The 26,635-nt window shown below is 68.4% G+C and carries 26 protein-coding genes; 11 read left to right on the forward strand and 15 right to left on the reverse strand.

Annotation, left to right across the window (positions count from 1 at the left end; all coding sequences use genetic code 11):
* Window positions 1-54 precede the first annotated feature (54 nt).
* The 5 genes from HNR40_RS44280 to HNR40_RS44300 all read right to left on the reverse strand — a co-directional run bounded on the left by HNR40_RS44280 (window position 55) and on the right by HNR40_RS44300 (window position 5,713).
* Window positions 55-1,518, reverse strand: a complete 1,464-nt coding sequence (locus HNR40_RS44280) for an MBL fold metallo-hydrolase (protein WP_184972601.1) — start codon at window positions 1,516-1,518, stop codon at window positions 55-57.
* 58 nt (window positions 1,519-1,576) lie between these two features.
* A complete protein-coding gene (locus HNR40_RS44285) occupies window positions 1,577-2,605 on the reverse strand; it encodes a DUF1702 family protein (protein ID WP_312896759.1) in 1,029 nt (342 codons plus the stop codon).
* Window positions 2,606-2,734: 129 nt separating this feature from the next.
* A complete protein-coding gene (locus HNR40_RS44290) occupies window positions 2,735-3,754 on the reverse strand; it encodes a prenyltransferase (RefSeq protein ID WP_312896760.1) in 1,020 nt (339 codons plus the stop codon).
* A 2-nt stretch (window positions 3,755-3,756) separates the two neighbouring features.
* A complete protein-coding gene (locus HNR40_RS44295; protein WP_184972605.1) occupies window positions 3,757-4,467 on the reverse strand; it encodes a class I SAM-dependent methyltransferase in 711 nt (236 codons plus the stop codon).
* A 1-nt stretch (window position 4,468) separates the two neighbouring features.
* A complete protein-coding gene (locus tag HNR40_RS44300) occupies window positions 4,469-5,713 on the reverse strand; it encodes a glycosyltransferase family 4 protein (protein WP_184972607.1) in 1,245 nt (414 codons plus the stop codon).
* Window positions 5,714-5,961: 248 nt separating this feature from the next.
* On the opposite strand from HNR40_RS44300, the gene HNR40_RS44305 reads away from it, so the two are divergent.
* Window positions 5,962-6,987, forward strand: coding sequence for a GDP-mannose 4,6-dehydratase (locus HNR40_RS44305; protein ID WP_184972609.1), 1,026 nt, complete (start codon window positions 5,962-5,964; stop codon window positions 6,985-6,987).
* A gap of 386 nt (window positions 6,988-7,373) precedes the next feature.
* Here HNR40_RS44305 and HNR40_RS57630 read toward each other — a convergent pair whose 3' ends face one another.
* The 4 genes from HNR40_RS57630 to HNR40_RS44325 form a co-directional block, all read right to left on the reverse strand.
* A complete protein-coding gene (locus HNR40_RS57630; protein ID WP_184972611.1) occupies window positions 7,374-8,207 on the reverse strand; it encodes a type IV toxin-antitoxin system AbiEi family antitoxin in 834 nt (277 codons plus the stop codon).
* 98 nt (window positions 8,208-8,305) lie between these two features.
* Complete coding sequence (locus tag HNR40_RS44315) at window positions 8,306-8,869, reverse strand: tyrosine-type recombinase/integrase (protein ID WP_184972613.1); 564 nt, start codon at window positions 8,867-8,869, stop codon at window positions 8,306-8,308.
* Between the two features lie 41 nt (window positions 8,870-8,910).
* Window positions 8,911-9,309, reverse strand: a complete 399-nt coding sequence (locus HNR40_RS44320; protein ID WP_184972615.1) for a hypothetical protein — start codon at window positions 9,307-9,309, stop codon at window positions 8,911-8,913.
* 259 nt (window positions 9,310-9,568) lie between these two features.
* On the reverse strand, window positions 9,569-10,681 hold the full coding sequence (locus tag HNR40_RS44325; RefSeq protein ID WP_184972616.1) for a helix-turn-helix domain-containing protein: 1,113 nt from the start codon (window positions 10,679-10,681) through the stop codon (window positions 9,569-9,571).
* A gap of 197 nt (window positions 10,682-10,878) precedes the next feature.
* Between HNR40_RS44325 and HNR40_RS44330 the strand changes: the two genes are divergently transcribed.
* Together HNR40_RS44330 and HNR40_RS44335 are read left to right on the forward strand one after the other, a co-directional pair.
* Window positions 10,879-11,247 (forward strand): hypothetical protein, encoded by a 369-nt coding sequence (locus HNR40_RS44330; RefSeq protein WP_184972618.1) that lies wholly within the window; start codon window positions 10,879-10,881, stop codon window positions 11,245-11,247.
* A gap of 601 nt (window positions 11,248-11,848) precedes the next feature.
* Window positions 11,849-12,250 (forward strand): hypothetical protein, encoded by a 402-nt coding sequence (locus HNR40_RS44335; RefSeq protein WP_184972620.1) that lies wholly within the window; start codon window positions 11,849-11,851, stop codon window positions 12,248-12,250.
* Window positions 12,251-12,739: 489 nt separating this feature from the next.
* On the opposite strand, the gene HNR40_RS57635 is transcribed toward HNR40_RS44335, so the two are convergent.
* Window positions 12,740-13,924 (reverse strand): cytochrome P450, encoded by a 1,185-nt coding sequence (locus HNR40_RS57635; protein ID WP_184972622.1) that lies wholly within the window; start codon window positions 13,922-13,924, stop codon window positions 12,740-12,742.
* Window positions 13,925-14,279: 355 nt separating this feature from the next.
* Here HNR40_RS57635 and HNR40_RS44345 point away from each other — a divergent pair, with 355 nt between their 5' ends.
* Genes HNR40_RS44345 through HNR40_RS44380 form a run of 8 tightly spaced genes read left to right on the forward strand, consistent with a single transcriptional unit; the run spans window position 14,280 to window position 21,904 of the window.
* Window positions 14,280-15,125 carry a fumarylacetoacetate hydrolase family protein gene (locus HNR40_RS44345; protein ID WP_184972623.1) on the forward strand — a complete coding sequence of 282 codons (846 nt, stop codon included), beginning with the start codon at window positions 14,280-14,282 and terminating at the stop codon, window positions 15,123-15,125.
* Window positions 15,122-16,417, forward strand: a complete 1,296-nt coding sequence (locus tag HNR40_RS44350) for an L-fuconate dehydratase (protein WP_184972625.1) — start codon at window positions 15,122-15,124, stop codon at window positions 16,415-16,417. The genes HNR40_RS44345 and HNR40_RS44350 overlap by 4 nt, the downstream gene beginning before the upstream one ends.
* The gene (locus tag HNR40_RS44355) at window positions 16,414-17,148 is read left to right on the forward strand and encodes an SDR family NAD(P)-dependent oxidoreductase (protein WP_312896761.1); all 735 of its coding nucleotides are present in this window, start codon (window positions 16,414-16,416) and stop codon (window positions 17,146-17,148) included. The genes HNR40_RS44350 and HNR40_RS44355 overlap by 4 nt, the downstream gene beginning before the upstream one ends.
* 38 nt (window positions 17,149-17,186) lie before the next feature.
* Complete coding sequence (locus tag HNR40_RS44360; RefSeq protein ID WP_184972629.1) at window positions 17,187-18,212, forward strand: sugar ABC transporter substrate-binding protein; 1,026 nt, start codon at window positions 17,187-17,189, stop codon at window positions 18,210-18,212.
* Complete coding sequence (locus tag HNR40_RS44365) at window positions 18,212-19,687, forward strand: sugar ABC transporter ATP-binding protein (protein ID WP_184972631.1); 1,476 nt, start codon at window positions 18,212-18,214, stop codon at window positions 19,685-19,687. Before HNR40_RS44360 ends, HNR40_RS44365 begins: the two co-directional genes overlap by 1 nt.
* Window positions 19,684-20,700, forward strand: a complete 1,017-nt coding sequence (locus HNR40_RS44370; RefSeq protein WP_312896762.1) for an ABC transporter permease — start codon at window positions 19,684-19,686, stop codon at window positions 20,698-20,700. Before HNR40_RS44365 ends, HNR40_RS44370 begins: the two co-directional genes overlap by 4 nt.
* Window positions 20,700-21,005, forward strand: a complete 306-nt coding sequence (locus tag HNR40_RS44375; protein ID WP_184972633.1) for an L-rhamnose mutarotase — start codon at window positions 20,700-20,702, stop codon at window positions 21,003-21,005. Before HNR40_RS44370 ends, HNR40_RS44375 begins: the two co-directional genes overlap by 1 nt.
* Window positions 21,002-21,904 (forward strand): aldo/keto reductase, encoded by a 903-nt coding sequence (locus HNR40_RS44380; protein WP_184972635.1) that lies wholly within the window; start codon window positions 21,002-21,004, stop codon window positions 21,902-21,904. The genes HNR40_RS44375 and HNR40_RS44380 overlap by 4 nt, the downstream gene beginning before the upstream one ends.
* On the opposite strand, the gene HNR40_RS55590 is transcribed toward HNR40_RS44380, so the two are convergent.
* The 5 genes from HNR40_RS55590 to HNR40_RS44405 form a co-directional block, all read right to left on the reverse strand.
* Window positions 21,890-22,324, reverse strand: a complete 435-nt coding sequence (locus tag HNR40_RS55590) for a GNAT family N-acetyltransferase (protein ID WP_184972637.1) — start codon at window positions 22,322-22,324, stop codon at window positions 21,890-21,892. The genes HNR40_RS44380 and HNR40_RS55590 overlap by 15 nt on opposite strands.
* Window positions 22,325-22,340: 16 nt before the next feature.
* Window positions 22,341-23,288, reverse strand: a complete 948-nt coding sequence (locus HNR40_RS44390; RefSeq protein ID WP_184972639.1) for a DNA polymerase ligase N-terminal domain-containing protein — start codon at window positions 23,286-23,288, stop codon at window positions 22,341-22,343.
* A 37-nt stretch (window positions 23,289-23,325) separates the two neighbouring features.
* Window positions 23,326-24,000 carry a FadR/GntR family transcriptional regulator gene (locus HNR40_RS44395; RefSeq protein WP_184972641.1) on the reverse strand — a complete coding sequence of 225 codons (675 nt, stop codon included), beginning with the start codon at window positions 23,998-24,000 and terminating at the stop codon, window positions 23,326-23,328.
* 25 nt (window positions 24,001-24,025) lie between these two features.
* Window positions 24,026-24,985 (reverse strand): MBL fold metallo-hydrolase, encoded by a 960-nt coding sequence (locus HNR40_RS44400; protein WP_512699320.1) that lies wholly within the window; start codon window positions 24,983-24,985, stop codon window positions 24,026-24,028.
* Window positions 24,986-25,434: 449 nt separating this feature from the next.
* Window positions 25,435-26,550: a steroid 3-ketoacyl-CoA thiolase gene (locus tag HNR40_RS44405; RefSeq protein WP_184972644.1), complete on the reverse strand. Its 1,116-nt coding sequence runs from the start codon at window positions 26,548-26,550 to the stop codon at window positions 25,435-25,437.
* Window positions 26,551-26,635: the final 85 nt, after the last annotated feature.

Below are 26,635 nucleotides of genomic sequence, written 5' to 3' on the forward strand. Positions count from 1 at the left end.
ACGGGACATCTACGGCCGTCTGCGGCCTCTATGCGGCCATGGGGCTTAAGGCTTTTAGGCGGCCATGGGGACGCCTTGGTCGGCGGCGCTGGCGAACGCGTCGTCGATGATCACGACCTCACGGCCCGCCCTCGCCAGGAGGGACGCGGCCGCGGCGGCACGGTAGCCGCTGCCGCAGTGCACCCAGACCTCGCCCGCCGGGATCTCGGCCAGCCTTGAGGTGAGCTGGGGGAGCGGGATGTTCAGCGAACCCGCCACATGCCCATCCCGCCATTCCCCCGCCAACCGCACATCCACCACAACGAGCCTCCCGTCCGCCGCGTCGCCCCCTGCTCCTCGTGGGTCGTGCGCTGTCCCGTCCAGGCCGCCCGTGCCGCTCGCTTCGCCCACTGACGTGCCCGCTGTGCCTGGGGTGTGGGTGTTGGTGGTCAGGGCTGTGGCCAGGTCGGTGAAGGTGGCTCGGCGTATTGAGCCCACGCGGGTGGTTGAGGTGGCCAGGGTTTCCGGGGTGCCTATGGCTATGGCGGCTGGGTGGTCGATGCCGATGCGGACCAGTTCGCGCCGGGCTTCGGCGACCGCGTCGCGGGTGGCGCCGATCAAGGTGATGGGGGCGCCGCGGGCGGTCAGCCAGCCGAGCCAGGTGGCCATGCTGCCGTCCAGGCCCAGGCTGACGGTGCCGATCAGGTGCGAGGCGGCGTAGGCGGTGCGGGAGCGCAGGTCCACGACCCACTCGCCGGCGTCGATACGCCGGGCCAGGTCCTTGGGGGTGGCGGGTTCCGGCAGGCGCAGGTCCACCGGGTCGGGGCTGGCGGCGTTGATGGCGCCCATGTGGGCGTAGTAGGCGGGGTAGGCGTCCAGGCCGGACAGGACCTCGGTGACGAAGGCGTCCTCGGCGAGGCGCAGGGCCGGGTTGGCCAGTTTCTGCTGGCCGAGGGTTGAGGCGTCGCCGCCGGCCGTACCGACCGCGCAGAAGCTGCCGAACCCGTGCGTCGGCCAGATGCGCGCGCCGTCGGGCAGGGCGTCGGCGAGTCTGCGCGCGGAGGCGTGCTGGTGGCGGGCGAGGGTCTCGGCGTGCTCGTGGCCGAGCAGGTCGGGGCGGCCGGTGGTGCCGAACAGCAGCGAGCCGCCGGTGAAGACGCCCTCGGGGGTGCCGTCGTGGTCGAGGATGTACGACAGGTGGCGGAAGGTGTGGCCTGGGGTGTGCAATGCCCGCAGGCGCAGTGTGGGGGAGATGTCCAGGGTGTCGCCGTCGCTGAGCGCCCGGTGCGGGAAGTCGGCCGCGTCGGCCAGCGCGTAGACCGCGCCGGTCAGGCGGGACAGTTCCAGGCCGCCGGAGACGTAGTCGTTGTGGAGGTGGGTCTCGGCGACGGTGGTGATCTGGACGCCCAATTCGCCGGCCAGGGCCAGGATCCGGTCCACGTCCCGCTGGGGATCCACCACCGCGGCCGATTCTCCGTCGGTGACCAGGTAACTGCGGTCGCCGAGGGTGGACGTCTCGATCACGTGTACGTCGAACATCTGCTCAACCTCCTCACCTGACCCAACGACTACCCTCGGGGGGTATATTCCGTGAGGGTCAGTCGGTGCGGTGGCGGCGGGCCCACGCGCGGCGGGTCTGGGCGCGCCAGGTCAGGAAGTCGTCGTGCGTGTGCGGGTCGTGGCCGAGCGAGGCGAGGGCGGCGTCGGTCCAGGCGGCCGCCTCCTCGGCCGGGGCGCCGGTCAGGATCGGGGCGGCCTCGGCGGCGTGGCCGGGGAGGCTGCCGGCGGTGAGCCAGGCGGCGCAGGCGAAGGCGGCGCCCTGCGCCACGTGCTGGCGGAAGCCGTCGGCGCCGGCGTAGACGGCTAGGTGGTCGAGTTCGTCGGGGTCGGCGCCGCCGGTGTACACGGCGGCGAAGGCCACGCCGCTCCACAGGTCCGCCCGGCGGGATGCCGGGTACGCGTGGATGTGCGCGGTGAGGTCGTCGGGCGCGGCGCAGTCGTGGTACCAAAGGAGCCGCCCCAGGCCCTGGTCGAAGATCGCACAGTGCGCGCGTACGGCCAGCTCCGGCATGGCCCGCTCGCCCACCATGAGGTCGGCCTTGGACATGCTGCGCTGGAATCCGTAGCCGTCGATGGCCAGCCAGCGCAGCAGCGGATGGGCCCGCCGCATGCCCCACGTGGGCGGCAGGCGCAGCAACGCGTGTGCGCGGCCCGCGCCCAGGTGGGCGGCATGCGGGTGAAGCTGGGCGGGGCCGGCAAGTAGCTCGTTCAGGCGCCGGCCCCGAGTCATGGTGATCAGGTCGAGCATGGTCGCGGCCGCCGCCGCGCCCTCCCAGGCGAACGGCTGCCGCTCCAGTGGTACCCGCCCGACCTTGTGGATCTCCCGGGCGATGACCGCGTTGTAGCCGTACACATAGGTTTCCTCGGCCGCCCTGAGCACCCCCGGGGCCGCGCCCGCCCTGAGCCGGAACCGTCGCCGCCCCAAGTCAGACTCGACCGGATCTTTCTCCAGGAACCTCCACAGGCCACGCGCTGGGGCCAGTGTCTGTTCAATCGTGACCTGATCCAAGAACGATGTTGTGCCCGTGTCGCCCACGCTTCCCCCGAAGACGCCTCGTACGGCCACTCACGAAGCTAGTGAGCCCATTGCGGCATTCCCCGCTGCCGCTCCGCCTCGGGGGGCAAAGAACCGGCAAAACCGATTGCGCTCATCGCCGGTGGGGGTGGCGGCTTCGCCGTACGGGAGAAAGGTGGTCTAACCCGAGGAAAGCGTGCAGTCACAGGTGTGTGAGGCGGGGGCGTGAATGTCGCGGAAGATGCCGGCGCCGCCGCTGAGGCCGGACAGGGCGTCGGCGGCGAGGATGGTGGCGGCGGCGGTGTAGCCGCTGCGCTCGTGCGGGAAGTGCTTGCGGTTGACGAACTGCCAGCCGGTCCAGTAGGAGCCGTCGTCGTGGCGTAGGTGCTGCATGTCGGTGAAGAGGCGGACGGCGCGCTCGCGCTCGCCCAGGGCGTCGAGGGCGAGCACCAGTTCGCAGGTTTCCGCGCCCGTCACCCACGGCTGGTCGGAGACGCAGCGGATGCCGAGGCCCGGCACCACGAACGTGGACCACTCGCGGTCGATCAGCTCGAAGGCCGGGCGGCCGCGGACGGCGCCGCCGAGGACCGGGTAGTACCAGTCCATGGAGAAGCGGCTTTTGTCGGTGAACGCCTCCGGGTGGAAGGCGAGCACGTGGGCGAGGCGGTCGGCGGCCAGCTCCCAGTGGGGTTGCGGGTCGCCGAGGTGGTCGGCGAGCAGGACGCCGCAGCGCAGCCCCTGGTGGATCGAGGAGCAGCCGGTCAGCAGCGCGTAGGTGGAGGCGCGGCCCTGGGCGTCACGCTCCCAGACGATCTCGCCGCGCGCGGTCTGCAGGCCCACCACGTAGTCGAGGGCGCGCTTGACCATCGGCCAGAGAGGGCTGGGGTCCTTGCCGGTGACCAGGTAGTTGTGCCAGGCGCCGACGGCCGCGTACGCCGCGTGGTTGGACTCGCCGCCGCGCTCGACCGCCACGCCGTCCTGGATCTTCATCGCCCAGGAGCCGTCGGGTCGCTGGTGGCGCATCAGCCAGTCGTATCCGCGGTTCACGGGCTCCGACAGGCCGGCGACGGCCATCGCCATCAGGCATTCGACGTGGTTCCACGCGTCGACGTGTCCTTCTGGCCAGGGCACGCCGCCGTCGTCCTGCTGGATGGCGGCGATGCTCCGGGCGGTCTGGACGGTCTGCTCCCAGCTGATCACGCTCAGGGCTTCCGCACGTAGAGGACGACGCTCTTGCCGATCAGCGGGTTGAGCAGGGCCTCGGCGACGCGGGTGGCGGCTGGGCGCTTCATGATGTCCCAGACGAGCAGTTCGTGGTAGGCCTTCGCGAGGGGGTGGTCGTCGTTGTTGACGCCGACGGCGCACTTGATCCACCAGTACGGCGCGTGCAGCCCGTGGGCATGGTGATGGGGCCCGATCTCGAACCCGGTGGACTTCAGCTTGGCGCTCAACTCGGCCAGGGTGTAGATCCGGACATGTCCGCCGGGGGCCGTGTGGTAGTCCTCGTCCAGCGCCCAGCAGATCCGCTCGGGCAGGAAGCTCGGCACCGTGATGGCCGCCGTGCCGCCCGGCTTGAGCACCCGGAAGATCTCCGCCATCGCGCTCATGTCGTCCGGGATGTGCTCCAGCACCTCGGCCGCGATCACCCGGTCGAAGCTGCCCTCCTCGAACGGCATGTCCAGCGCGGTGCCCCGCACGGTCTCGCCGCCGGCGCCGACCGGCACCTCGCCGGCCTTGTCCATCGCCACGAACATGGCGGCCACGTTGTCCAGCTCGGCCTGGTCCATGTCGAAGGCGACCACGTCGGCGCCCCTGCGCAGCACCTCGAAGGCGTGCCGGCCGCCGCCGCAACCGAGATCGAGAACCCGCACTCCGGGGCCGACGGGCAGCTTGGCGAAGTCGACGGTCAGCAAGTCAGCGTGCTCCTCTGTTCTGGATGGCCTCTCGGTAGGCCTCGACGGTCCGCTTGGCGACGACGTGCCACGTGTAGCGCTCCATGACGCGGTCGTAACCGCGTTTGCCCACCGCCTCGCGCTCCTCGGGGGAGTCGTGCAGGCGGCGCAGCACCGAGGCCAGCTCCTCCGGGTCACCGGGCGCCACCTGGATGGCCGCGTCGCCCACGACCTCGGGCAATGCTCCGGTACGGCTGGCCACCAGCGGCGTAGCGCAGGCCATGTGCTCCACGGCGGGCAGCGAGAAGCCCTCGTACAGCGAGGGGACGACCGAGATCTCCGAGGTGGCGATCAGCTCGCCCAGCTCGTCGTCGGAGATGCCGTGCACGAACGTGACGCGGTCTTGGAGGCTGAGCTCCTGCACGAGCTGCTCGGTGGGGCCGCCGGGCGTGGGCTTGCTGACGACGGTCAGGTTGACGTCGCGTTCGGTCGCCAGCTTGGCCACGGCTCGGAGCAGGGTGGACACGCCCTTCATGGGCGAGTCGGCGCTGGCTACGGCGACGATCGAACCCTTTCTCCGGGGTTTTTCGGGCCTCGGGTGGAAATATCGGGTGTCGACGCCGAGGGGGATCAGGCGCATGTTGGCCTGCGGGACGTTGAAGTCGCGGTGGATGTCGGCCAGGCTCGACTCGCTCACCGTCAGGATCGGGCTCAGCCGCGGTGCGACCTTGGCCTGCATCTTCACGAACGCGTACCAGCGGCGCATGCTCAGCTTCTTGCCGCCCTTGGCCGCCTCCAGCTCGATGCGGCGATCCACGCTGATCGGGTGGTGGATGGTGCCGACGACCGGGAAGAGTTTCTGGATGCCGAGCAGGCCGTACCCGAGCGTCTGGTTGTCCTGGACGACGTCGAAATCGCCGACGCGCTTCTTCAGCTCGCGGTGGGCGCGCAACGTGAAGGTCAGCGGCTCGGGGAAGCCCGCGGTCCACATGGTCCCGACTTCGAGCCAGTCGATCCAGTCGCGGTACTCGTGCAGTTTGGGGGTCCGGAACGGGTCTTCGTCGCGGTAGAGGTCGAGGCTCGGGACCTTGTTGAGGATCACACCCTCGTCGAGCTCTGGGTACGGCTGGCCGGAGAAGACCTCGACATGGTGTCCGAGGGCGACGAGTTCGCGGCTCAGGTGCCGAAGGTAGACACCTTGACCGCCGCAGGTCGGCTTGCTGCGGTAGGACAACAGCGCGATCCGCAGCGTGTCATTCACGGACACCCCTTTCTCCGCCGGTAGACACCTGAGACGGGCGTGTACCGTGAAAGATGACCTTAGTTGGAAAAGGCTACCATTCGGTAGGTCATCTGGAATTGTTCCTACCCCGGCTCGCAGCCCTCGCGAACTGCGACGTTGGCGTGACCGAACGTAGTTCGGTGGAACATGTTCTAGCTGGCTTGGTGCTGTTCGAGACGCATAGCTGTACATTCCCGTCCCAACGGACGTGGTTGCGATAGTTGGAGGACCCGTTGGCCAGGCGCGCTCTGATCACTGGCATCACCGGCCAGGACGGTTCCTATTTGGCGGAGCACCTGCTCGCCCAGGGGTACGAGGTCTGGGGTCTGGCCAGAGGGCAGGCCAACCCGCGGGTGTCGCGCATGCGTAAGCTCCTCGCGGACGTTCAGGTGGTGCGGGGCGATCTGCTCGACCAGGGATCGCTGATCTCGGCGGTGGAACGCGTTCAGCCGGACGAGGTCTACAACCTGGGCGCCATCTCGTTCGTGCCCATGTCCTGGGAGCAGGCTGAGCTGACCGCCGAGGTCACCGGTATGGGCGTGCTGCGCATGCTGGAGGCCATCCGAGTGTGTTCAGGTGTTTCAAGGGGTTCCAATACCCGATCCGGGCAGATGCGCTTTTATCAGGCTTCGTCCTCCGAAATGTTCGGCCAGGTCGCCGAGACGCCCCAGACCGAGCGCACCGGCTTCCACCCCCGCTCGCCGTACGGCGTGGCCAAGGCCTACGGGCACTTCCTCACCCAGAACTACCGCGAGTCCTACGGCATGTACGCCGTCTCCGGCATCCTGTTCAACCACGAGTCCCCGCGCCGGGGCGCCGAGTTCGTCACCAGAAAGGTCACCCTGGGGGTGGCCCGCATCAAGCTGGGTTTGGCATCCGAGCTGAGGCTGGGAAACTTGGAGGCCCGCCGCGACTGGGGCTTCGCAGGAGACTACGTCCGAGCGATGCACCTGATGCTCCAGGCGGCCGCCCCAGAGGACTACGTGATCGGCACAGGCCGCATGAAGTCGGTAAGAGAACTGGTCGAAGCCGCCTTCACCGCCGCCGGCCTGGACTGGGAGCAGTACGTCATCCGCGACCAAACCCTCCACCGCCCCGCCGAGGTGGACCTGCTGTGCGCAGACCCGAAGAAGGCCCGGGTACAGCTGGGCTGGGAACCCACGGTCTCCTTCGACGACCTGGTCGCCATGATGGTCGAATCCGACATCCGCCTCCTCTCCAACGGCGGCGACCCCGACCAAGACTCCTCCTGGCCATAAGCACGGTCTTTCACACTGGCGCGCTTCGCGCGTCTGGGTTCCAGGCGATTCTCCAGTCGAGCTGAAGCTCGACCCCTGAAGGTCCTCCCTTCGGTCGGTCGTCTTGTCGTGGCCCGCCCGTTGCCCGGCTAAGTGGTTAGGCAGTTGGAGCCCGCCCTGGTTATTGGTGCTCCGCTTCGCTCCGCGCGTGCTTCCAGTCGGGCTGGCGCCCTCGGTCCTCGCTGCGCTCGGGCTGTTTCATCGTGCGCCTCCGGCGCGGTGGCTGGCGCGCTCGTAAGGGTGCTTGCCGGGTGAGTAAGCACGGTGGCGGAGAGTGCGGAATCACGGCGGGAAGGCAGGGTGGTTGGTGCCGTGGCACGCGGGAAGGCGGTTCTGGGGCTGTGGCGTCACGGTTTGCGGCGGGGGCGGGGGCCGTTGGGGTGGCGGCGGGCGGTGCGGATGTGGGACAGGATGCGGGTGGTCTCGTCTGGGTGGGGGCGCCAGCCTCGTTCGATGAGGGAGTTGGCCACCTGCTCCAGTAGGTCGCCCATGCGGACGGGGACCACGTCGCGGCGGACGGGGATGATGTGCCAGCCCAGGGACTCCAAGCTTGCTCGGCGGGTTGCGTCTCTGGTGCGGTCCTTGGGGGATGAATGGTGGTCGCGGCCGTCGTACTCGACTGCCAGGTGGTAGTCGGGCCAGCCGAGGTCCAGGTACGCGTGGCGGGAGTCGGGGAGGATCACGTGTATCTGGGTGGTGGGGCGGGGGAGGCCGGCCTCTATGAAGGCCACTCTTAGGCGGCTTTCCCTTGGGGAGGCGGCGCCGCTGTCGGCCATGCTCAGGGTTTGCAGGAGGTGGAGGAAGGGGGTCGCCTGGGTGCGGAGGCCGGCGATGTTCACGCCTCGCCTCAGGAACTGGTCGACGATGGTGATGCCGTCGATTCTGGGGAGGGTCCGGGCGCAGTCCAGTGCGGTGCGTTCGGGGGTGGTCAGGCGGATTCCCTTGATCGTGGTGGTGTCGGTTGGCGGGAGCTGTAGCTCGTACGACTGACAGCCGGGGATGTCCACGTGGATCGGGACGGCCAGTTCTACCGGCCAGTCCTCTTCACGTGTGCCGTCGGGCATGGCTTGCAGGCCCCAGACGTGCGCGGCCGTGCGGCGGCAGGCCACGGCGCTCGGGACCAGTTGGGTGAGCAGGCGGGTGCGGTTGAGGAGGGAACCCGTGGTGAGGGTGTCGGTCACGGGTTCAGGGTGGCTTGTGGGGGCTCGATGTGGTGGGGGCGAACGGGGTTCTGGGGATTGCGCATATTGGCCTGTGGACAAGGGGCTGACCTGGGGTTTTACGCCGGGATGGGCACGGCGTTGAAACGTTGGCCCGTGGATGGCCCGTGACCAGCGTTTTGGCTGGTCAGCGGCTTAGCTTCCTCCACGTTCAGCAGCACTTGGATCATGGCGTTTGCCTGATCTTCGCCAGTGTCGATCCAGTGCGCGTAGGTCGTCATCAGAGTGTAGATCGGGTGGCCGAGGCGACGCGCGACTTGTCCCACGTCTACGCCCGCCATGATGAGCGTGGAGGCGTTGAAATGGCGCAGGTCATAGGGACGCCCGGCAACCTGCGAGACCTGCTCGGCCTCGCTCAGAGCCGCCGTACGGGCACGCCGCCACACGGCCCGGTACACATGTGACTGTATGGGCCGCTCACTGGGGCCGTCGTAGACGATCCGGCCGTCACTGGCAGGGGCATGGTTGCTCAGTTGCCACCGCAGAACGGCCACGAGCATGGGCGGAATCGGGACGAGGCGGACCGCCTTCTTGCTCCGGTGCTTTAGCCCCCGCCGCTCGCGGCGTTCGCCGTCGTCGGTCCACTCGGCCCCGACAACGGGCATGGCACCGATGGGGGTCACCTTGCCCCAGCTCGCCCATGGGAGGTAGCAGCCATCTACGGTCAGGGCTTGCACTCCGAAGGGCGCAGCCCGGCATACATGATCCCCGAGAAGAACGCCCAGAGCATCGCGGTCCGGTCTCCGTGCGCGTGCTGGAACCGCAGACCCTTGATCTTTTCAATGATCCGTTGTCCCTGGACCAGGGTCGGGACGACGACCGGTGAGACAGCGTCGTCCTTGTGCTCGTGCTTGGTCCGGGTGCCCACCAGCAGGTTGATCTTGAGAGGCTTTCGTTGCACGGGCAGGTCAAGGGCGGCGCTTCGCGCCGCGCCGCCCGCGCGGCGCTCCCAGGCCGCACCCGCCGCGCACCAGCATGCGACCTGGCGGCCGGTCACCGGCGCGTGGGCGGCCAGCACCGCACGAATGTCGCATACGACCCCGCCCAGTCCATTGCCGAACAACTGCCAAGATCAACAGGCGTCCTACCACAGGGCGGCGCCTACACGAACCCGCCGTCACCCTTGCCGAACAGCCATCAAGATCTTCAGGCGCCATTCCGCGGGACGCATTTCCGCAGGTGACCAAGGCTGCGTGCGCGCCGGCCACCCTAGCTCCGCATGCGCTCCACTGCCCCTACGGGGTTGCCTACGGCAAGACTGGCAGGCCCCCACACTCCCAGCGACCATGAGCCGCATCACGCGTAGCCGTACTCCGGGGACGTTAACCGTGCTCAATCTCTGTCATGAGCATCCGCAGCGTCAGACTGTGCTTTTCGGGTGGAAGAGCATCGAGAGCCGCCCGCGCGTATCCGACCCCGCCCACACGATCACCCGATCTAGCCATCATCAGGCCCCGATGCATCTCCAGATGTGTTGCGAACCGTGGCAGTGATGGAGGCAGAGCCTTCTCCGCCTCATCCTGCGCGGCGAGCGCGATCCGTTCCTCTCCAAGACGGGCAGCGAGCAAGCTCACGAATACGTTCATCCGCCACAGGGGTACGGCGTAGTCGGATTCCTGTTCGTCTGACCCGGCGATGTCGAACACTCGCCGCGACTCTTCGAGGAGTGCACGCGCTCCACGCCCATCGCCCCTTAGAGCACCCACGTGGGCCTTGCCAACCAGAGCGTTCAACCTGCCCAGCGTTGGTTTTTCGGAGATTGCAAGTGCCTGGTTGGCGAACGACTCTGCGACCGACAGCGACGCTCCCTCGTAGCCGAGCGCGATTGCTGCTCTACCTCGAACCCAGACCCGCACCGCATCGTCGCCTGACCTATCAGCGGCCTGGCTCGCCATCATGTACCAGTTAACGGCCTTGGAACCGTCAGCACCAGGAAAGGTCTTTCCGTAGAGGGTCATGAGCTTCGCTGCCACATCCCACAACCCCGGCGTCTCCAACTGTTGCTGCAAGATCACGAGATCTCCAGCCAGGCGACGTTGAATCTCGGCAGCACCCAGTGACATGTAGTCGCTTCCGTACCCCACTAGCTTGTGCTGCCACTGCTCCACGCCCGGCCGCCTACCTAGCGCAGCAGCGAAGCCTTGCTCAATGATGTCCGAGGCCGCAATCGGTGCTATCGCAACAGCGGCGATGTCTGTGAGGAATGTCCGGCGTTTCACAGGATCAGACTCCAGTGCCGAAATGGGTACTTCGAGCACTGTAGCGAGATGTCTCAACCAAAACTTCCCTGGCTTGCGACGACCACATTCCCAACGCGAGATCAACTCACGTGTAACGGTGGCATGAGCTGCGACTTCACAAAGCTTGCTTGCAAGGTCGCTCTGTGACCAGCCATTCGCTTCACGAAGCTCTCTGATCAGCTCGCCGCAAGTCATGGCCCAAGTATGCGTCCAACAGCCTATTCATATGCGGGTTGAGCGTCCGCCACCACCCGTCTGGCTCCCCCTTGGCTCCCCCTGGCTCCTTGGCGATCCACGATTGGCTTCTTCCACGCCAACGAGTGGGCACTCCGGCTCCGCTGTCGACCGCGATTGACTGAGATCCTCACGTAGAGTCAACTCACATTCGGAGAATGACCATGACCTCCGCCATAGAGTCCTCCGACCTTCCGCCCAGCCATCATGTTCTCCCCTATTTCGCTGCTCGGCGTCTTGTCGTGGAACTGCTGGCCCGTGGTGTCAGATGTGAGCTGCTGGCCAGTAGTCGTACGTGTGCTTGGGTGGCGGTCTGGGGAGGGCTCACCACCACGTGCAACGGCAACGGGTTCACGTGGATCAACGGCAACCGGGGCAGTCAGCCCGTGTACGCGAGTGTTCCGGCTGATGATCCTGTTACCGCCGCTACCCGCATCGCTGCCCGGCATGACGTGCTGGCCGCTCAGCACCCCACACATCGCCTTGCCGAAGCCGTGTACGGAGCCGAAGCGGTGAAGCCCCAATGACCATCCAGCTGGCGCTGCCCAGCGAACCCGGTACGTCCAGCATCGGCTACGACTTCCGCGAGGCCACTGACGACTATCCGTTCTACGTGCATCGATGCCGCACCGGGCATCGGTGCGACCATCCCTCCTGCATGCGGCGTTGTGCCGAGGGCCTTTGCCTGATCTGCTACCCCCCGCGTAGCCAGCCACCTGACCCCGCCTCAACTTGCCGGAAATCGGGCCGGTCGGGGAGATAGATCCCCCAAGAGAGGCGGGCATGACGGGGGCGCGTGTCCTGGTGGTACTCAGCAAGGCACGCGCCCCTCAAACCCCCCGGTGACCCACCACCCCCGCAACGGGTGGCAGCGCGAGGGAAGCCGGGCACCGCGTACTCCCCAGCGAGGTCAACGGAGTACGCACCCACCCCGCTCCGGCGACCCCTGCCGTCACGCAGGAGCGGGGCCATTACGCGGCTAGCTCTACCCCACGGGCTGGCCGTAAGCCCTGGCCAGGTACCGCCAGGGAGCACCCCGCAGGGGGCCTCCGGACAGATCTCCCGTCCGCACCGGAGGCCCCCTGTCCCGTACCTCCATTCCTTCACGCCGCCAAGGAGACAGACAGCATGCCCATTCGCGACGTCATCCCCGCCGGCGAACTCCCCGACCCAGCCGCCAACTTCCCCGACCTCTGGCACAGCGACGCTTGGCAAGCCCTCCTGAGACACCTTCAGGACCAGCGCTGGACACGCGGTCAGATCAACGGCTGTCTACTCCTCAACAGCCTGCCGATGATCCCCTACCACGCGTTTCCGGAGCCGACCAAAGCCGTCTACTTCATGTCTCCGATGTCCCTCCGGGAGTTCTACATGGACTGGGACTCCACCGAATGGCAAGCCGTCCTCCGGAGATACCACGAACGCGGCGTCACGGCCGGCGACACGCGATGGGAACTGCACCACCACGGCATACCGATCCTCAACCCAGAGCTATGGCAGCTCGCATGGAAGCGAGCCGTCACCGACTGAGACCACACCCCAGCCGCTGCACGTGGCCGGGCACCTGCCTCACCCACGCGCCACCCCAACCCACCGGTCACTCTCGCAGGGACCCCTTCAACCAGCCGCCCTACTGGCCCGTTCCAACCCCGGCTTACCCCCTCTGACCTGTAATAATGGCCGCGGAATCTGGCCCGTGTACGGCCAGTGACCACCCAGATTCAGCGGAACTCAGTGGGACCAACCGAGACGCGGCGATCCCCGGAATCCACGTATCCGCAGGTCAGGAACGCGTCAGCCCTCCGACCACGGCCAACGCGCCCTAGATCGCCACGCTCATCGGCGCGTAGGTTCTTCTGTGGATGTGCAGCGGCTTTCCACAGCCCACAGCCCCACGCCTCAAGCCCCATGCCCCACACCCCACCGCTCTGGAGAATCGGTGTCACCGTGTCCCAGAAGTCGTGGGCGCGGTCTCTGTGACGGGTTGGGGGTGAGGCGTCTCGTGGAGGTGAAGGAGCGCTAGTTGAGTCTTACGGGTAGTTCTTTGATGCCGTTGATGAAGTTGGAGCGCAATCGCCGCACCTCCCCCGTCTGCCGCAATCGCGGAAACCGCACCGCCAGCTGCTCAAACAGCACCCGCAGCTCCAGCTTCGCCAGATGGTTCCCCAGGCAGAAGTGCGCCCCGCCGCCCCCGAATCCGATGTGCGGGTTGGGGTCACGTCCGATGTCGAAGGTGTGGGGCTGCGCGAACGCCGAAGAGTCCCGGTTGGCCGATGAGTAGAACACGACGACCTTGTCGTTCTCGCGGATCTGCTGCCCGGACAACATCAGGTCGGCGGTGGCGGTGCGGCGGAAGAGGTTCACGGGCGAGACCCAGCGGACGATCTCGTCGGCCGCGGTGCGGGACAGGGCGGGGTCGGCGACCAGGCGGGACCACTGGTCGGGGTGGTCGAAGAGGGTGAGCATGCCGCCGGACGCGGCGTTGCGGGTGGTTTCGTTCCCGGCCACCACCAGCAGCAGCACGAACAGGTCGAACTCGTTCTCGTCGAGCGTCTCGCCGTTCTCGTCGGGCTGGATGAGCTTGGTGACGATGTCGTTGCGGGGCGCGCCGCGGCGTTGGGCGGCGAGCTGGTTGGCGTAGGCGTAGACCTCCATGGCCGCGGCGCCGCCCTCGTCGGGGGAGGCGGCGTAGTCGGGGTCCTGGGCGCCGATCATCTTGTTGGACCAGGTGAACACCTTGTCCCGGTCGGCCACCGGCGCGCCGAGCAGCTCGCAGATCACGTACAGAGGCAGGGGCGCGGCGATCTCGGTGACGAAGTCCACCTCGCCTGAGCACTTGTCGAGGAGGTCGTCGCAGATGTCGCGGATGTGGGGTTCTAGGGCGTTCATGGTGCGCGGGGTGAACCCTCGGTTGACGAGTGAACGGCGCCGCGTGTGCTCGGGCGGGTCCTGGTTGAGCATCATCAGGCGCTGCATGGCCCGCTGCTCTTCCGGCATCTCGTTGAACAGCGCCAGCCGCCGCGAGGAGGAGAACAGCTCGGAGTGCCGCGAGACGTGCACGACGTCGTCGTACCGGGTGACGGCCCAGAAGCCGGGTTCGCCGGGATGCCAGTGAACGGGATCATGTTCACGCAGCCATCGAAGCTGTTCGTGTGGCGGTCCAGAATCGGCGTACCGGTCCTGGTCAACGAGGTCAACGAGCACCCGCTCCACCCCTTTGATCTAGCGCTTGGTCAGTCACCGCACTGCAACGTGTTCTATTACGCGCGGCCCGCCGAGTCAACCCACCCTCATGGAGTACGGCCCGCCGAAACGCCGGGCAAGGTAGGAGGTCTGGCTTCCACTCAAGGAATGGGCCACCTCCGATGTTTCCGGGTGTCTCAGTGGCGGTTGTGACATGAGTGACGCATCGTGCACGGGAGTGCAACCGGTTGCACCCGAACACGAGAAATCCCGAGGTCACGGATCGGATGTATCAAGGGCTCCCGACTTGACAGGTCCCCACCCTGGTATGAGCATCAGAGGTCGAGACATCCGATGTATAGCCTAGGGATGCGGTGTGAAGCTGCTGCGAGTTGGACCTGTCGGCCAGGAGCGCCCGGTGGTGATGGACGCCGCCGGTGACCTGCGCGACATAGGAGAGCCCGAGATCGACGGGGCTTTCTTCGCTTCCGGGGGAGTGGCGCGCGTCCGCGACGCGCTGGACGGCGGCCGGCTGCCGTTGTTCGAGGGGAAGGGCCTGCGGATCGGGGCGCCCGTCGCCCGGCCCGGGAAGGTCGTCTGCATCGGGCTCAACTACCGTGACCACGCCGCCGAGTCCGGGGCCGCGGAGCCGGAGGAGCCGGTCGTCTTCATGAAGGCGGCCAACACCGTGGTCGGCCCCGACGACGAGGTGCTGGTGCCGCGCGGGTCCGTCAAGACCGACTGGGAGGTCGAGCTCGCCGTCGTCATCGGCGGGACGGCGCGCTACCTGGACAGCCGCGAGGCCGCGCTCGACGTGATCGCCGGCTATGCGATCTCCAACGACGTGTCGGAGCGGGAGTTCCAGCTGGAGCGCGGCGGTCAGTGGGACAAGGGCAAGTCGTGCGAGACGTTCAACCCGCTCGGCCCCTGGCTGGTCACCGCCGACGAGGTGGGCGACCCGCAGGACCTGGCCATGCGCCTGTGGATCAACGGCGAGCGGCGTCAGGACGGCAACACCAAGAACATGATCTTCGACGTGGCGGAGGTCGTCCGGTATCTGAGCCAGTTCATGGTGCTGGAGGCGGGTGACGTGGTCAACACGGGTACTCCGGCCGGGGTGGCGCTGGGGCTGCCCGGCCAGCCGTATCTGCGCGCCGGTGACGTCATGGAGCTGGAGATCGCCGGTCTCGGCCGCCAGCGCCAGAGGGTGGGCCAGGCATGACGGCGGCGCCGTACCGGATCGTGGAGATGGAGACCCACGACATCCGCTTTCCGACCTCGCGGGAGCTGGATGGCTCTGACGCGATGAATCCGGACCCGGACTACTCCGCCGCCTATGTGGTGATCAAGACGGATGACGGGTTCGAGGGGCACGGGTTCGCGTTCACGATCGGGCGCGGCAACGACGTGCAGACGGCGGCCATCGGCGCGCTGAAGCCGTATGTGATCGGCAGGGACGCCGAAGACCTCGGGGCGTTGTACAAGGAGCTGGTCAACGACTCGCAGCTGCGGTGGCTGGGGCCCGAGAAGGGCGTCATGCACATGGCGATCTCCGCCGTCGTCAACGCGCTGTGGGACCTCAAGGCCAAGAGGTACGGCAAGCCGCTCTGGCGGCTGTTGTCCGAGATGTCCCCCGAGGAGATCGTGGACCTGGTCGACTTCCGCTACCTGAGCGACGCCCTCACCCCGGACGAGGCCCTCCAGATCCTGAAGAAGGCGGAGCCGACCCGTTCCGCGCATGTCGCCAAGTTGCGGGCCGACGGCTATCCCGCCTACACCACCTCGCCCGGCTGGCTCGGCTACGACGACGAGAAGCTCCGCCGCCTCTGCAAGGAGGCGCTCGACCAGGGCTTCAAGCAGATCAAGCTCAAGGTCGGCGCCGACCTCGAAGACGACATCCGCCGGTTCCGCACCGCGCGCGAGGTCTGCGGCCCCGACTTCCCGATCGCCATCGACGCCAACCAGCGCTGGGACGTCGACTCGGCCATCGCGTGGGTGAGCGCGCTGCGCGAGTTCACTCCCCACTGGGTCGAGGAGCCCACCAGCCCCGACGACGTGCTCGGCCACGCGGCCATCGCCCGGGGCATCAGCCCGATCCCGGTCGCCACCGGCGAGCACGTGCAGAACCGCATCGTCTTCAAGCAGCTCCTGCAGGCCGGAGCCATCTCCTACCTGCAGCTCGACTCGGCCAGGGTCGGCGGGGTGAACGAGAACATCGCGATCCTGCTGCTCGCGGCCAAGTTCGGGGTGCCGGTCTGCCCGCACGCGGGCGGCGTGGGGCTGTGTGAGCTGGTGCAGCACCTGGCGATGTTCGACTATGTCGCGGTGAGCGGCTCGCTGGAGGGAAGGGTCATCGAGTACGTGGACCACCTTCACGAGCACTTCGCCGACCCCGTCGTGATCGAGAACGGCAACTACGTGGCGCCGTCCATGCCGGGTTTCAGCGCGGAGATGCACCCCGAGTCGATCGCCGCCCACGTCTATCCGGGCGGCGAAGTATGGAGGGACCAGTGAGCCTCAAGGCCATCGTCACCGGCGGCGGCTCCGGCATCGGCCTGGCCGCGGCGACCGCGCTGGCCGCGAAGGGGATGACCGTCGCCTGCCTGGACGTCAATCCGCCCGGCGAGCCTTTTATCGGGATAAAGGCTGATGTGACGGATGACGCCCAGGTACGCGCGGCCATCGCCGAAGCGGCCGACCGGCTCGGCGGCATCGACGTCCTGATCAACAACGCCGGAATCGGGGCCCAGGGCACCATCGAGGACAATCCTGACGAGGAGTGGCGCAAGGTCTTCGACGTCAACGTCTTCGGCATGGTCAGGGTGGCCAGGGCGGCGCTGCCGTACCTCAGGAGGAGCGAGCACGCCGCGATCGTCAACACGTGCTCGATCGCGGCCACCGCGGGCCTGCCGAACCGCGCGCTCTACAGCGCCACCAAGGGCGCGGTCATGTCGCTGACGCTGGCGATGGCCGCCGACCACGTCCGTGAGGGCATCCGCGTCAACTGCGTCAACCCGGGCACCGCGGACACCCCCTGGGTGGCCAGGCTGCTCGACGCCGCCGACGACCCCGAGGCCGAGCGCCGGGCGCTCAACGCCAGGCAGCCGATGGGCCGCCTGGTCAGCGCCGAGGAGGTAGCCGCGGCCATCGCCTACCTGGCCGGGCCGGAGGCCGCCGCGACCACGGGCACGGTGCTCGCGGTCGACGGCGGCATGCACGGATTGAGGTTGCGCCCGGCGACCTAGCCAAGGAAACACCCCCCAACGAACAGGATCTCTGGCACATGAAGATCGGATCCTTGGTCGCCTCGGCGGCCCTTCTCACGATCGTCACGGCATGCGGCACGACCGGCGGCGGCGCCCCGGCCGCGGGCGCCGCCGGCAAGGTCGGCATCGACCACCCCAGGGCCGACTCCGACTTCTGGAACTCCTACATGAAGTACGTCGACCAGATGGCCACCGAGCTCAAGGTCGACAAGCTGAACCCGACCAACTCCCAGAACGACGTCTCCAAGCTGGTCAGCAACGTCCAGGCGCTGACCGGCCAGGGCGCCAAGGCGATCGTGATGGCCCCGCAGGACACCGGCGCCATCGCCACCACGCTCCAGCAACTGGAGAACAAGAAGATCCCGGTCGTCTCCGTGGACACCCGCCCGGACAAGGGCAAGGTCTTCATGGTGGTACGCGCCGACAACCGCGCGTACGGCACCAAGGCCTGCGAGTTCCTGGGCGAGAAGCTGGGCGGCAAGGGCAAGGTCGTCCAGCTCCAGGGCGCCCTCGGCTCGATCAACGGCCGCGACCGCTCCGAGGCGTTCGCGGAGTGCATGAAGAGCAAGTTCCCCGGCATCACGGTCTTCAGCGAGCCGACGGAGTGGGAGGGCAGCAAGGCCGCGTCCATGCTGCAGACCCGGCTGGAGCAGAACCCCGACATCAAGGGCATCTACCTGCACGCGGGCGGCGTCCACCTGGCGCCGACGCTGCAGGTGCTGAAGACCAAGGGCCTGCTTGTGCCGCCGGACGACCCCAAGCACGTCTTCGTCGTCTCCAACGACGGCATCCCGCAGGAGTTCGAGGCGATCCGCAAGGGCGACATCGACGCGACGGTCTCGCAGCCCGCCGACCTCTACGCCAAGTACGCGCTGTTCTACGCCAAGGCGGCGACCGAGGGCAAGACGTTCAAGGCAGGCCCGACCGACCACGACAGCACGATCATCGAGCTGCCGAACGGCCTGGAGGACCAGCTTCCGGCCCCGCTTGTCACCAAGGAGAACGTGGATGACCAGAAGCTTTGGGGTAACCAGGTCAAGTAATGAGATTTCACGTTGAAGCCCGAAATATCACGAAGCGTTTCGGACCCACGACCGCGCTGAACAACGCGGGCATCGAGATCGCCCCCGGCCAGACCCACGCGCTCGTCGGCAGGAACGGCGCGGGCAAGTCCACGCTCGTGTCGATCCTGACCGGGCTCCAGCGTCCCGACGAGGGCGAGGTGCTGTTCGCCGGTGAGGCGGCCCCCGGGCCGGCCGACCGGGACGCCTGGCGGCGGCGGGTGGCGTGCGTCTACCAGAAGTCCACGATCATCCCCGCCCTGACGGTCGCGGAGAACCTCTTCCTCAACCGCCAGGGCCGCTACGTCAAGTGGCGCGAGCTGCGCTCCAAGGCCCGCGACCTGCTGGCCACCTACGAGGTGGACGTCGACGCCGAGGCGCTGGCCGGCGACCTCGGCGTCGAGCAGCGCCAGCTCGTCGAGATCGCCCGCGCGCTGTCGTTCGGCGCCACGTTCATCATCCTCGACGAGCCCACCGCCCGCCTGGACGGCCCGGCCATCGAGCGGCTGTTCACCCGCATGCGGGCGCTGCGCGAGCAGGGCGTGACGATGATGTACATCTCCCACCACCTCGACGAGGTCTACGAGATCTGCCAGAGCGTCACCGTCTTCCGCGACGCCCGGCACGTCATGACCAGACCGGTCGCCGAGCTCCCGCACGACGAACTGGTCTCGGCCATGACCGGCGAGGCCACGGCCGTCGCCCACCAGACCAGGCGGCGCGCGCCCGGCGACCTGGTGGTCCTGGAGGCAACGGGCCTGTCCCTGCGCGGGCGTTACGAAGGCGTCGGCCTGAGCGTGCGCGCGGGCGAGGTGGTCGGCCTGGCCGGCTCGGCGAGCAGCGGCAAGATCGGCCTGGCCGAGACGCTGGCCGGGCTGCGCAAGGCCGACAGCGGCCGGATCACGGTCAACGGCAGGCGGCCCAAGCCGGGCGACGTGCCCGCGTTCCTGGCCGCCGGGCTCGGATTCGTGCCGGAGGACCGCCACCACGAAGGGTTCGTGCCCCTGCTGTCGGTGGCCGAGAACAGCACCATGCCGGTCATGCGCAGGCTGGGCAGTTTCGGCCTCGTCTCGCCGGGGCGGCGCCGTACCCGGGCGAAGCAGATGATCAGAGAGCTCGACATCAAGACCGGCGGGCCCGATCAGCCCGTCGCCGAGCTGTCGGGCGGGAACGCGCAGAAGGTCGTCTTCGCCCGCGCGCTCGTGGACGACCCCACCGCGCTGGTCGTCATGAACCCCACCGCTGGGGTCGACGTGAAGTCCAAGCAGGCGCTGCTGGGCGCGGTCGAGGACGCGGTCGAGCGGGGCGCGGGGGCGGTGCTGGTCTCCGACGAGCTCGACGACCTGCGGATCTGCGACCGGGTGCTGGTGATGTTCCACGGCAGGATCGTCAAGGACGTGCCGCGCGGCTGGACCGACCACGAGCTCGTGGCCGTCATGGAAGGCATCGAACAGTGAGCGTCAAACCGTTCTACAAGCCGGACGTGACACCGGGCGTCCACGGGCCGAAGCCGCGGCTGGCCCGTTTCCGCGACCTGACCCTCGTGCCGGTGATCGTGCTCCTGCTCGTCGTGGGCGCGTTCACCGACCCGGTCTTCCTGACCGGCGGCAACATCAGCAACATCCTGCAGCAGCAGGCGTCGATCTCGCTGCTGGTGCTGGCCGAGGCGATGATCCTGATCGCCGGGAAGTTCGACCTGTCGCTGGAGTCGACGGTCGGCACCGCGCCGGCGATCGCGGTGATGCTGGTCATCCCCGCGGCGGCGGGCGGATTCGGGCTCGGGCTGCCGGGCGCGCTGGTGATCCCGCTGGCGTTGCTCGTGGGCGCGGCCATCGGGGCGTTCAACGGGTTCCTGATCATCAGGTTCCAGCTGTCGGCGTTCATCGTCACGCTGGCCATGCTGATCATCGTGCACGGCCTGCTGCTCGGCCCGACCGAGGGCAAGACGCTCTTCCAGCTGCCCGACTCCATCCTCTACCTGGGCAGCGTCACGTGGCTGGGGCTCCCGGCGGCGATCTGGATCGCCGGGGTGCTGTTCGCCGTGGGCATCTTCGTCCTGGGCTACACCCGCGCCGGCCGTTCGCTCTACGCGATCGGCGGCAACGCCGACGCCGCCCGCGCCGCGGGCATCCGGGTGCACCGGGTCCTGTTCGGCGTCTTCGTCATCGGCGGCATGCTGGCGGCGCTGGCGGGCATCCTGGAGACGGGCCGCCTGGGCGCCATCGGCAGCAACATGGGCGTCGGCTGGATCTTCATGGTCTTCGCCGCCGCCGTCATCGGCGGCGTCAGCATGGACGGCGGCAAGGGCACGATCCTCGGCGCGCTCACCGGCGTGCTGGTGATCGGCCTGGTGCAGAACATCCTCACGCTCAAGGGCGTCTCCGGCTTCTGGCAGCCGGTCGTCTACGGCGCGATCATCCTCATCGCTCTCATGATCAGCCGCATCGCCGGCGGAAAGGCTCAGGACTGATGGAACGGCTCGCGCTGCGCTCCCGGCTCAAACCCGGCGCCGAGCAGCTTTACGACCGCGAGCACGCGGCCATCCCGGCCGAGCTGGAGGCGGCGATGCGCGAGCACGGCGTGCGGTCCTGGCGCATCTGGCGGGAGGGGCTGGACCTGTTCCACCTGGTCGAGGTCGAGGACTACGCCGCGTTCCAGGCGGCGATGAAGGACCATCCGGCCGACCGGGCCTGGCAGGAGAAGATGAACAGGCTGCTCGACGGCGACTTCGACAAGGACTCGGGCGGCCTGCGCCTGGTCTGGGAGATGACATGAAATTTCCAGACTTTGGGCTCGGCGGCGCGCCGCTCGGCAACCTGTTCACCGCCGTCACCGACGAGCAGGCCCGCGCCACGGTCGACGCCGCGTGGGAGGCGGGCGTGCGGCTGTTCGACACCGCGCCCCACTACGGCCTGGGCCTGTCCGAGCGCCGCCTCGGCGCCGCCCTGGCAGGGCGCGACGGCTACGTGCTGTCGACCAAGGTCGGCCGCCGCCTGGTGCCCGCAGAGCCGGCCAAGGACGACGGGGGCTTCGACGTCGTCGCCGCCGAGCGCCGCGTGTGGGACTTCTCGCGCGACGGCGTGCGCCGTTCCCTCGAGGAGTCCCTGGTACGCCTCGGCCTCGACCACGTGGACGTCGCCCTGATCCACGACCCCGACGCCCACGAAGGCCAGGCGCTGGCCGAGGCGTACCCGGCGCTGGAGGACCTGCGCGCCCAGGGCGTGGTCAAGGCCATCGGCCTCGGCATGAACCAGTGGCAGGCGCCCGCCAGGTTCGTCCGCGACACCGACGTCGACGTGGTCATGCTGGCCGGCCGCTACACCCTGCTCGACCGCTCCGGCCTGCCGCTGCTGGAGGCCTGCGCGGCCAAGGGCGTCAAGGTGCTGGCCGCGGGCGTCTTCAACAGCGGCATGCTGGCCACCGACGAGCCCGGCGGCACCTTCGACTACCAGCCCGCCGCCGCGCCGCTCCTGGAACGGGCCCGGCGGCTGGCCGAGGTCTGCCGGCGGCACGGCGTCACGCTGCCCCAGGCCGCGATGGCCTTCCCGGCGCGGCACCCGGCCGTCGCGACCGTCGTGCTCGGCGCCCGCTCGGCCGACGAGGTACGCCGCAACGCCGCCCTGTGGGCCGAGCCGGTGCCGGAGGAACTGTGGGCGGAGCTAGAGCTCGTATGAGGTGATCCACAGGCCCGGGATGACCTCGGCGTCACCGGTGTTCGTGAACCCGAGGCGCTCGTACAGGGTGCGCGCGGGCGTGTTGTCCCGGCCGGTGGAGACGATCACCTTACGGCCGCCTGCCCTGGCCAGCACCTCCTTGACCAGCGTGCGGCCGATGCCCTGCCGCAGCGCGCCGGGGTCCACGACGAGCCGGTTGATGTCGACCAGGTGGGCGGTCTCCTCCCAGGCGACTGCTCCGGTCAGCGTTCCCTCGTCGTCGAAGGCGCCCAGCCAGGAGAGCGGCGCATTCCGCAGAGCCGTCAGGTCCTCGTGGAGCGGGGGGATGCGGTCGTCGCCGATGATCCCGGCTTCGATGGCGTAGGCGGCGTGCTGGAGGTCGAGAAGTCGCTGGTCGGGCGTGATGCTGGTGAGGTGCACGTGCCGATTATGTCTGTCATGTGGGGATGAACGCCCACCATTTTGACGGGCCTGGTTCGTAGGGGGAGTCGAGGCGCTTGCCGACGATTCCCGGCAGGCCCTGCTCGCGGGCGGCCTGCCGTATGGGCTGGGCCTGGGCGGGCCAGGACGGGGCGGTCTGCCAGCGCGCGCCCGAGATGTCCAGCGCGTCGAGGGCCGCGCGGCGCTCGGTGAACGGCCTGGCCACCAGCGCGTGGCCGTCGTCGTAGAGCAGATCGGTGCAGACCAGGATCTCCGCGCCGCCCAGCTCGACGATCTCGCCGTCGAGCACCGCGCTCCTGCTGCCGAACGCCTCGGCCATCGGACGCAGCCACGGGAACTCGCGGGCCAGGTCGGTACGCCCGCCGTCCACGTGGACCAGCACGCGGCGGCCGCCCCAGGCGAACTCGAAGGCGTAGGCCTCCTGGTCGCGGGGGAGTTTGGCGCGTTTGACCGGCAGCATCGGCTCCAGCGGCGGCAGCGGGTCCACGGCGGGCGGGTCCATGCGGTGGATCATCCAGTTCTTGCCGTCGGTCCTGAACAGCACGTACCGGCCCTGGGCGCGCTCGCCGTGCAGCACCACCTTGACCTCGCGCTCCGACCATTTCTCGGTGTCGTAGGTGCCGGTGTCCCAGATCGTCATGCTGCCCGCGCCGTACTCGCCGGAGGGGATCTCGCCGTGGAAATCGAGGTACTCCATCGGGTGGTCCTCGGTGTGCACGGCCAGGTGGTTGACCTTCGGATCGGCCGGCAGCCCCTTCGGGACCGCCCAGGAGACGAGCACGCCGTCGCGCTCCAGGCGAAGGTCCCAGTGCAGCGACCGCGCGTGGTGCTCCTGGATCACGAACGCGCGGTCGTCCCCCTGCTCCGGGTGTTGCTGGGGGACGGGCTCGGGGGTACGGCTGGCGTCCCGCTTACTCCGATATTTCGCGAGTTTGTCGGCCACGCATCCGTACCTACCCGGGGCTCGTCCCCCCGATCCTTCAGTCGAGCGCCTTGCGCAGCCACGCCTCGACCCCGGCCACGTGGACCGTGGCCCAGGAACGTGCCACATCGGGCTGGCGGGCGGCGATGGCGTCGTAGATGGCGGTGTGCTGCTCCATCGTCTTCTCCAGCGCGCCTTCCTGGGTGAGGCCGCGCCAGATGCGCGCGCGGTGGGTCGGGCCGGCCAGGCTCTCGATGAACGAGCACAGCACGTTGTTGCCCGAACCACGCGCGATGCGCTGGTGGAAGGTCAGGTCGTTGTCGACCAGCTCCTCGATCGTGGGGTCCTTGGGCAGCGAGCGGAGGATTTCGCCCAGTTCCTCGATGTCGGCGTCGCTCATCTGGACCGCCGCCATGGCTGTGGCGGCCGGTTCCAGGATGCGGCGTACCTCGAAGAACTGGATGACGGTGTCGTCGCGGTGCAGGTCGAGCACGAACGACATGGTGTCCAGCAGGAGCCGGGGCTCCAGGCTGGTGACGTAGGTGCCGTCGCCCTGCCGTACGTCCAGGACGTTGATGAGCGCCAGCGCGCGTACGGCCTCGCGCAGCGAGTTGCGGGACAGGCCCAGCCGTTCGGCGAGATCGGCCTCTTTGGGGAGCCGGTCGCCGGGGGCTAGCTCGCCCGAGAGGATCATCTGCTTGATCTTGTCGATCGCAGCGTCGGTGACCGCCACGCTTCTCTCCCTAGACATCGGATGTCTACGAGTCTAGAGCCTGGAAGCGTACGGGATCGACCCCGGACACGCGGCGGATCTCGCCGCGTGCCTCCAGTGTGCGAAGGTGGGCGGCGGCTTCTCCGGCCGCCAGTCCTCGGAGCATAGGGGACAGATCATCCCATGCTCGGTTCCACGTCATCATCGCGGCGATCTCCCAGATGGTCAGCGGCTCGCCGCTGCTGGTCAGCAGCGTGGCGAGCGTGTGGAGTCTCTCCTCGTGATGGTGGCGGATCTGGAGGGCGCGTGCCCCCACATCCGGAAATATCCACTCATGGGCGGGCAGGGCGGTCAGGGGTCCCTGCTCGGCCACCTTCTCCAGAGATTTCAGGAAATCGCCAAGCGGGTCTACGTCGGTGCGGTCGTACGGATAAATGCCGACATGCGGGGTGATGTCCGGCAACACATGATCACCCGTGAACAGCCGATCCTCCAGCCGCAAGCACAGATGTCCAGGCGTATGCCCCGGGGTATGAATCGCCCGCAACCCCCGCCCCGGCACATCCACGATGTCCCCATCCCGCAAGGTCCGGTCCGGCTGCGCGGGCGGCACCGGCCGCTCGGCCACCGCCACACTCACGTCCAGCCCCTCGGCCCCGGCCCGCCTCAGCATCTCGGCCTGAAAATCCCGGTGCTCGTCGTCGGCCAGCCCCCGCATCAGCGTGACGATGGCCGCGTCCGCCTCGTGCATCGCGATCCACGCACCGGACACCTCCCGCACCTGCCCCGCCAGGCCCGCGTGATCAGGATGAAAATGCGTCACCACGACGCCGTAGACGTCGGCCACGTCGATCCCCAGCGCCGCGAACCCGTCGCTCAACGCCTCCCAGGCATCCGGATGATTCCACCCCGCGTCGATGAGCACCGGGCCACGCGGCGACTCGATCGCGTAGACCAGGGTGTAGCCGAGCGGATTGCCGGGAATCGGCACCGGCACACTCCACACCCCACCACCCAGATCCTGCGGCTTCTGGCTACTGTACGGCTGCCGCCGCGTCTTCCCACGCGCCTGTGCCTTCCCGCCCGCCTGCCCACCCCGTCTCGTGTTTCCGCCCCACTGGCCATCGCGTTGCGCTGTGACACCGGGCGGCTCGTCACGTTGCCCCGCTACCTGAGGCTGGCCGTCGCGCTGCGTCTGCCCGCTCGGCTGGGCGTCATGGGGTGCGGCTACCGGAGGGTGGCCGTCGCGTTGTGTCTTCTCGCTCCGCTGGTCATCGCGTTGGGTCGTGGCATCACGCTGCGTCGCTACCGGAGGTTGCTCCTCGCGTCGCGTGTTCCCGCTCGGCTGGTCGTCATGGTGTGTGGCCACCGGAGGGTGGCCGTCGCGTTGCGTCTTCCCGCTCGGCTGGTCGTCGGGATGTGTCTTCTTGTGGGGCTGGTCGTCGGGTTGGGTGGTCACGCGAGGCGCTCGAGGACGGTGGCCGTGGCCAGGGCGCCTCCGGCGCACATGCTGACCAGGGCGGTGGCCGAGTCGGAGCGTTCGAGTTCGTGCAGGGCGGTCGTGATCAGCCGGGCGCCGGTCGCCCCGACCGGGTGGCCCAGGGCGATGGCGCCGCCGTTCACGTTGACCCGGTCGAAGTCCGGCTCATGCACGCTCGCCCACGACAGGACGACCGCGGCGAACGCCTCGTTCACCTCGAACCTCTCGATGTCGTTCATCGCCATCCCGGTCCTGGTCAGTACCTTCGCCGTGGCGTCCACCGGCCCGTCCAGGTGATAGTACGGCTCCGCCCCGATCAGTGTCTGGGCCAGGATTCTGGCGCGGGGACGCATGCCGTACCTCTGAGCGGCCTTTTCGCTCATCAGCAGGACGGCGGCGGCGCCGTCGGAGATCTGGGACGACGTGCCCGCGGTGTGCAGGGCGCCGGGCACGACCGGCTTCAGCTTGGCCAGGCCGTCGGCGGTGGTCTCGCGTAAGCCCTGGTCCTTGGTGACGCCGTGCACGGGCACGATCTCCCTGTCGAACCGGCCGTCGGCCCACGCCTTGGCCGCGAGTTGCTGCGAACGGGCGCCGAACCAGTCGAGCCGTTCTCGGGTCAGGCTCCGCCGGGCGGCGATCCGCTCCGCCGCGGTGAACTGATCCGGCAGATCGATCGACCAGTCGTCAGCACGCGGCTTCGCGGGTTGGACGTTGCTGCCCAGTGGCGCCCGGCTCATCACCTCCACCCCGCACGCCACGCCCACCTCGATGACGCCCGCCTGGATCAACGCCGCCACCAGGTGAACCGCCTGCTGCGAAGACCCGCACTGCGCGTCGATCGTGGTCACGCCGGTCTGGTGCGGCAGCCCCGCGTAGAGCCAGGAGTAGCGGCCTACATGCCCGCCCTGCTCGCCCGCCTGGGTGACGCAACCGGCGAAGACCTGCTCGACGGTGATCGGGTCGATGCCCGACCGTTCGATGAGGCCGGTCAGCGCTGCGGCTAGAACCTGTTGCGGCTTCAGCTCGGCTAGCCAGCCGTTGCGCTTGCCGATGGGAGTCCTTACGGCTTCTACGATCACTGGTGTGCCCACAGCGCCTCCAGAACGATGCTCTAGAGGCGAATGTAACGCGTTCTAGTTTCTCCCCGCAACGCACCCAGCCCAGCGATCAACCCGT

Source organism: Nonomuraea endophytica, from assembly GCF_014203235.1.
Taxonomy (GTDB): domain Bacteria; phylum Actinomycetota; class Actinomycetes; order Streptosporangiales; family Streptosporangiaceae; genus Nonomuraea; species Nonomuraea endophytica.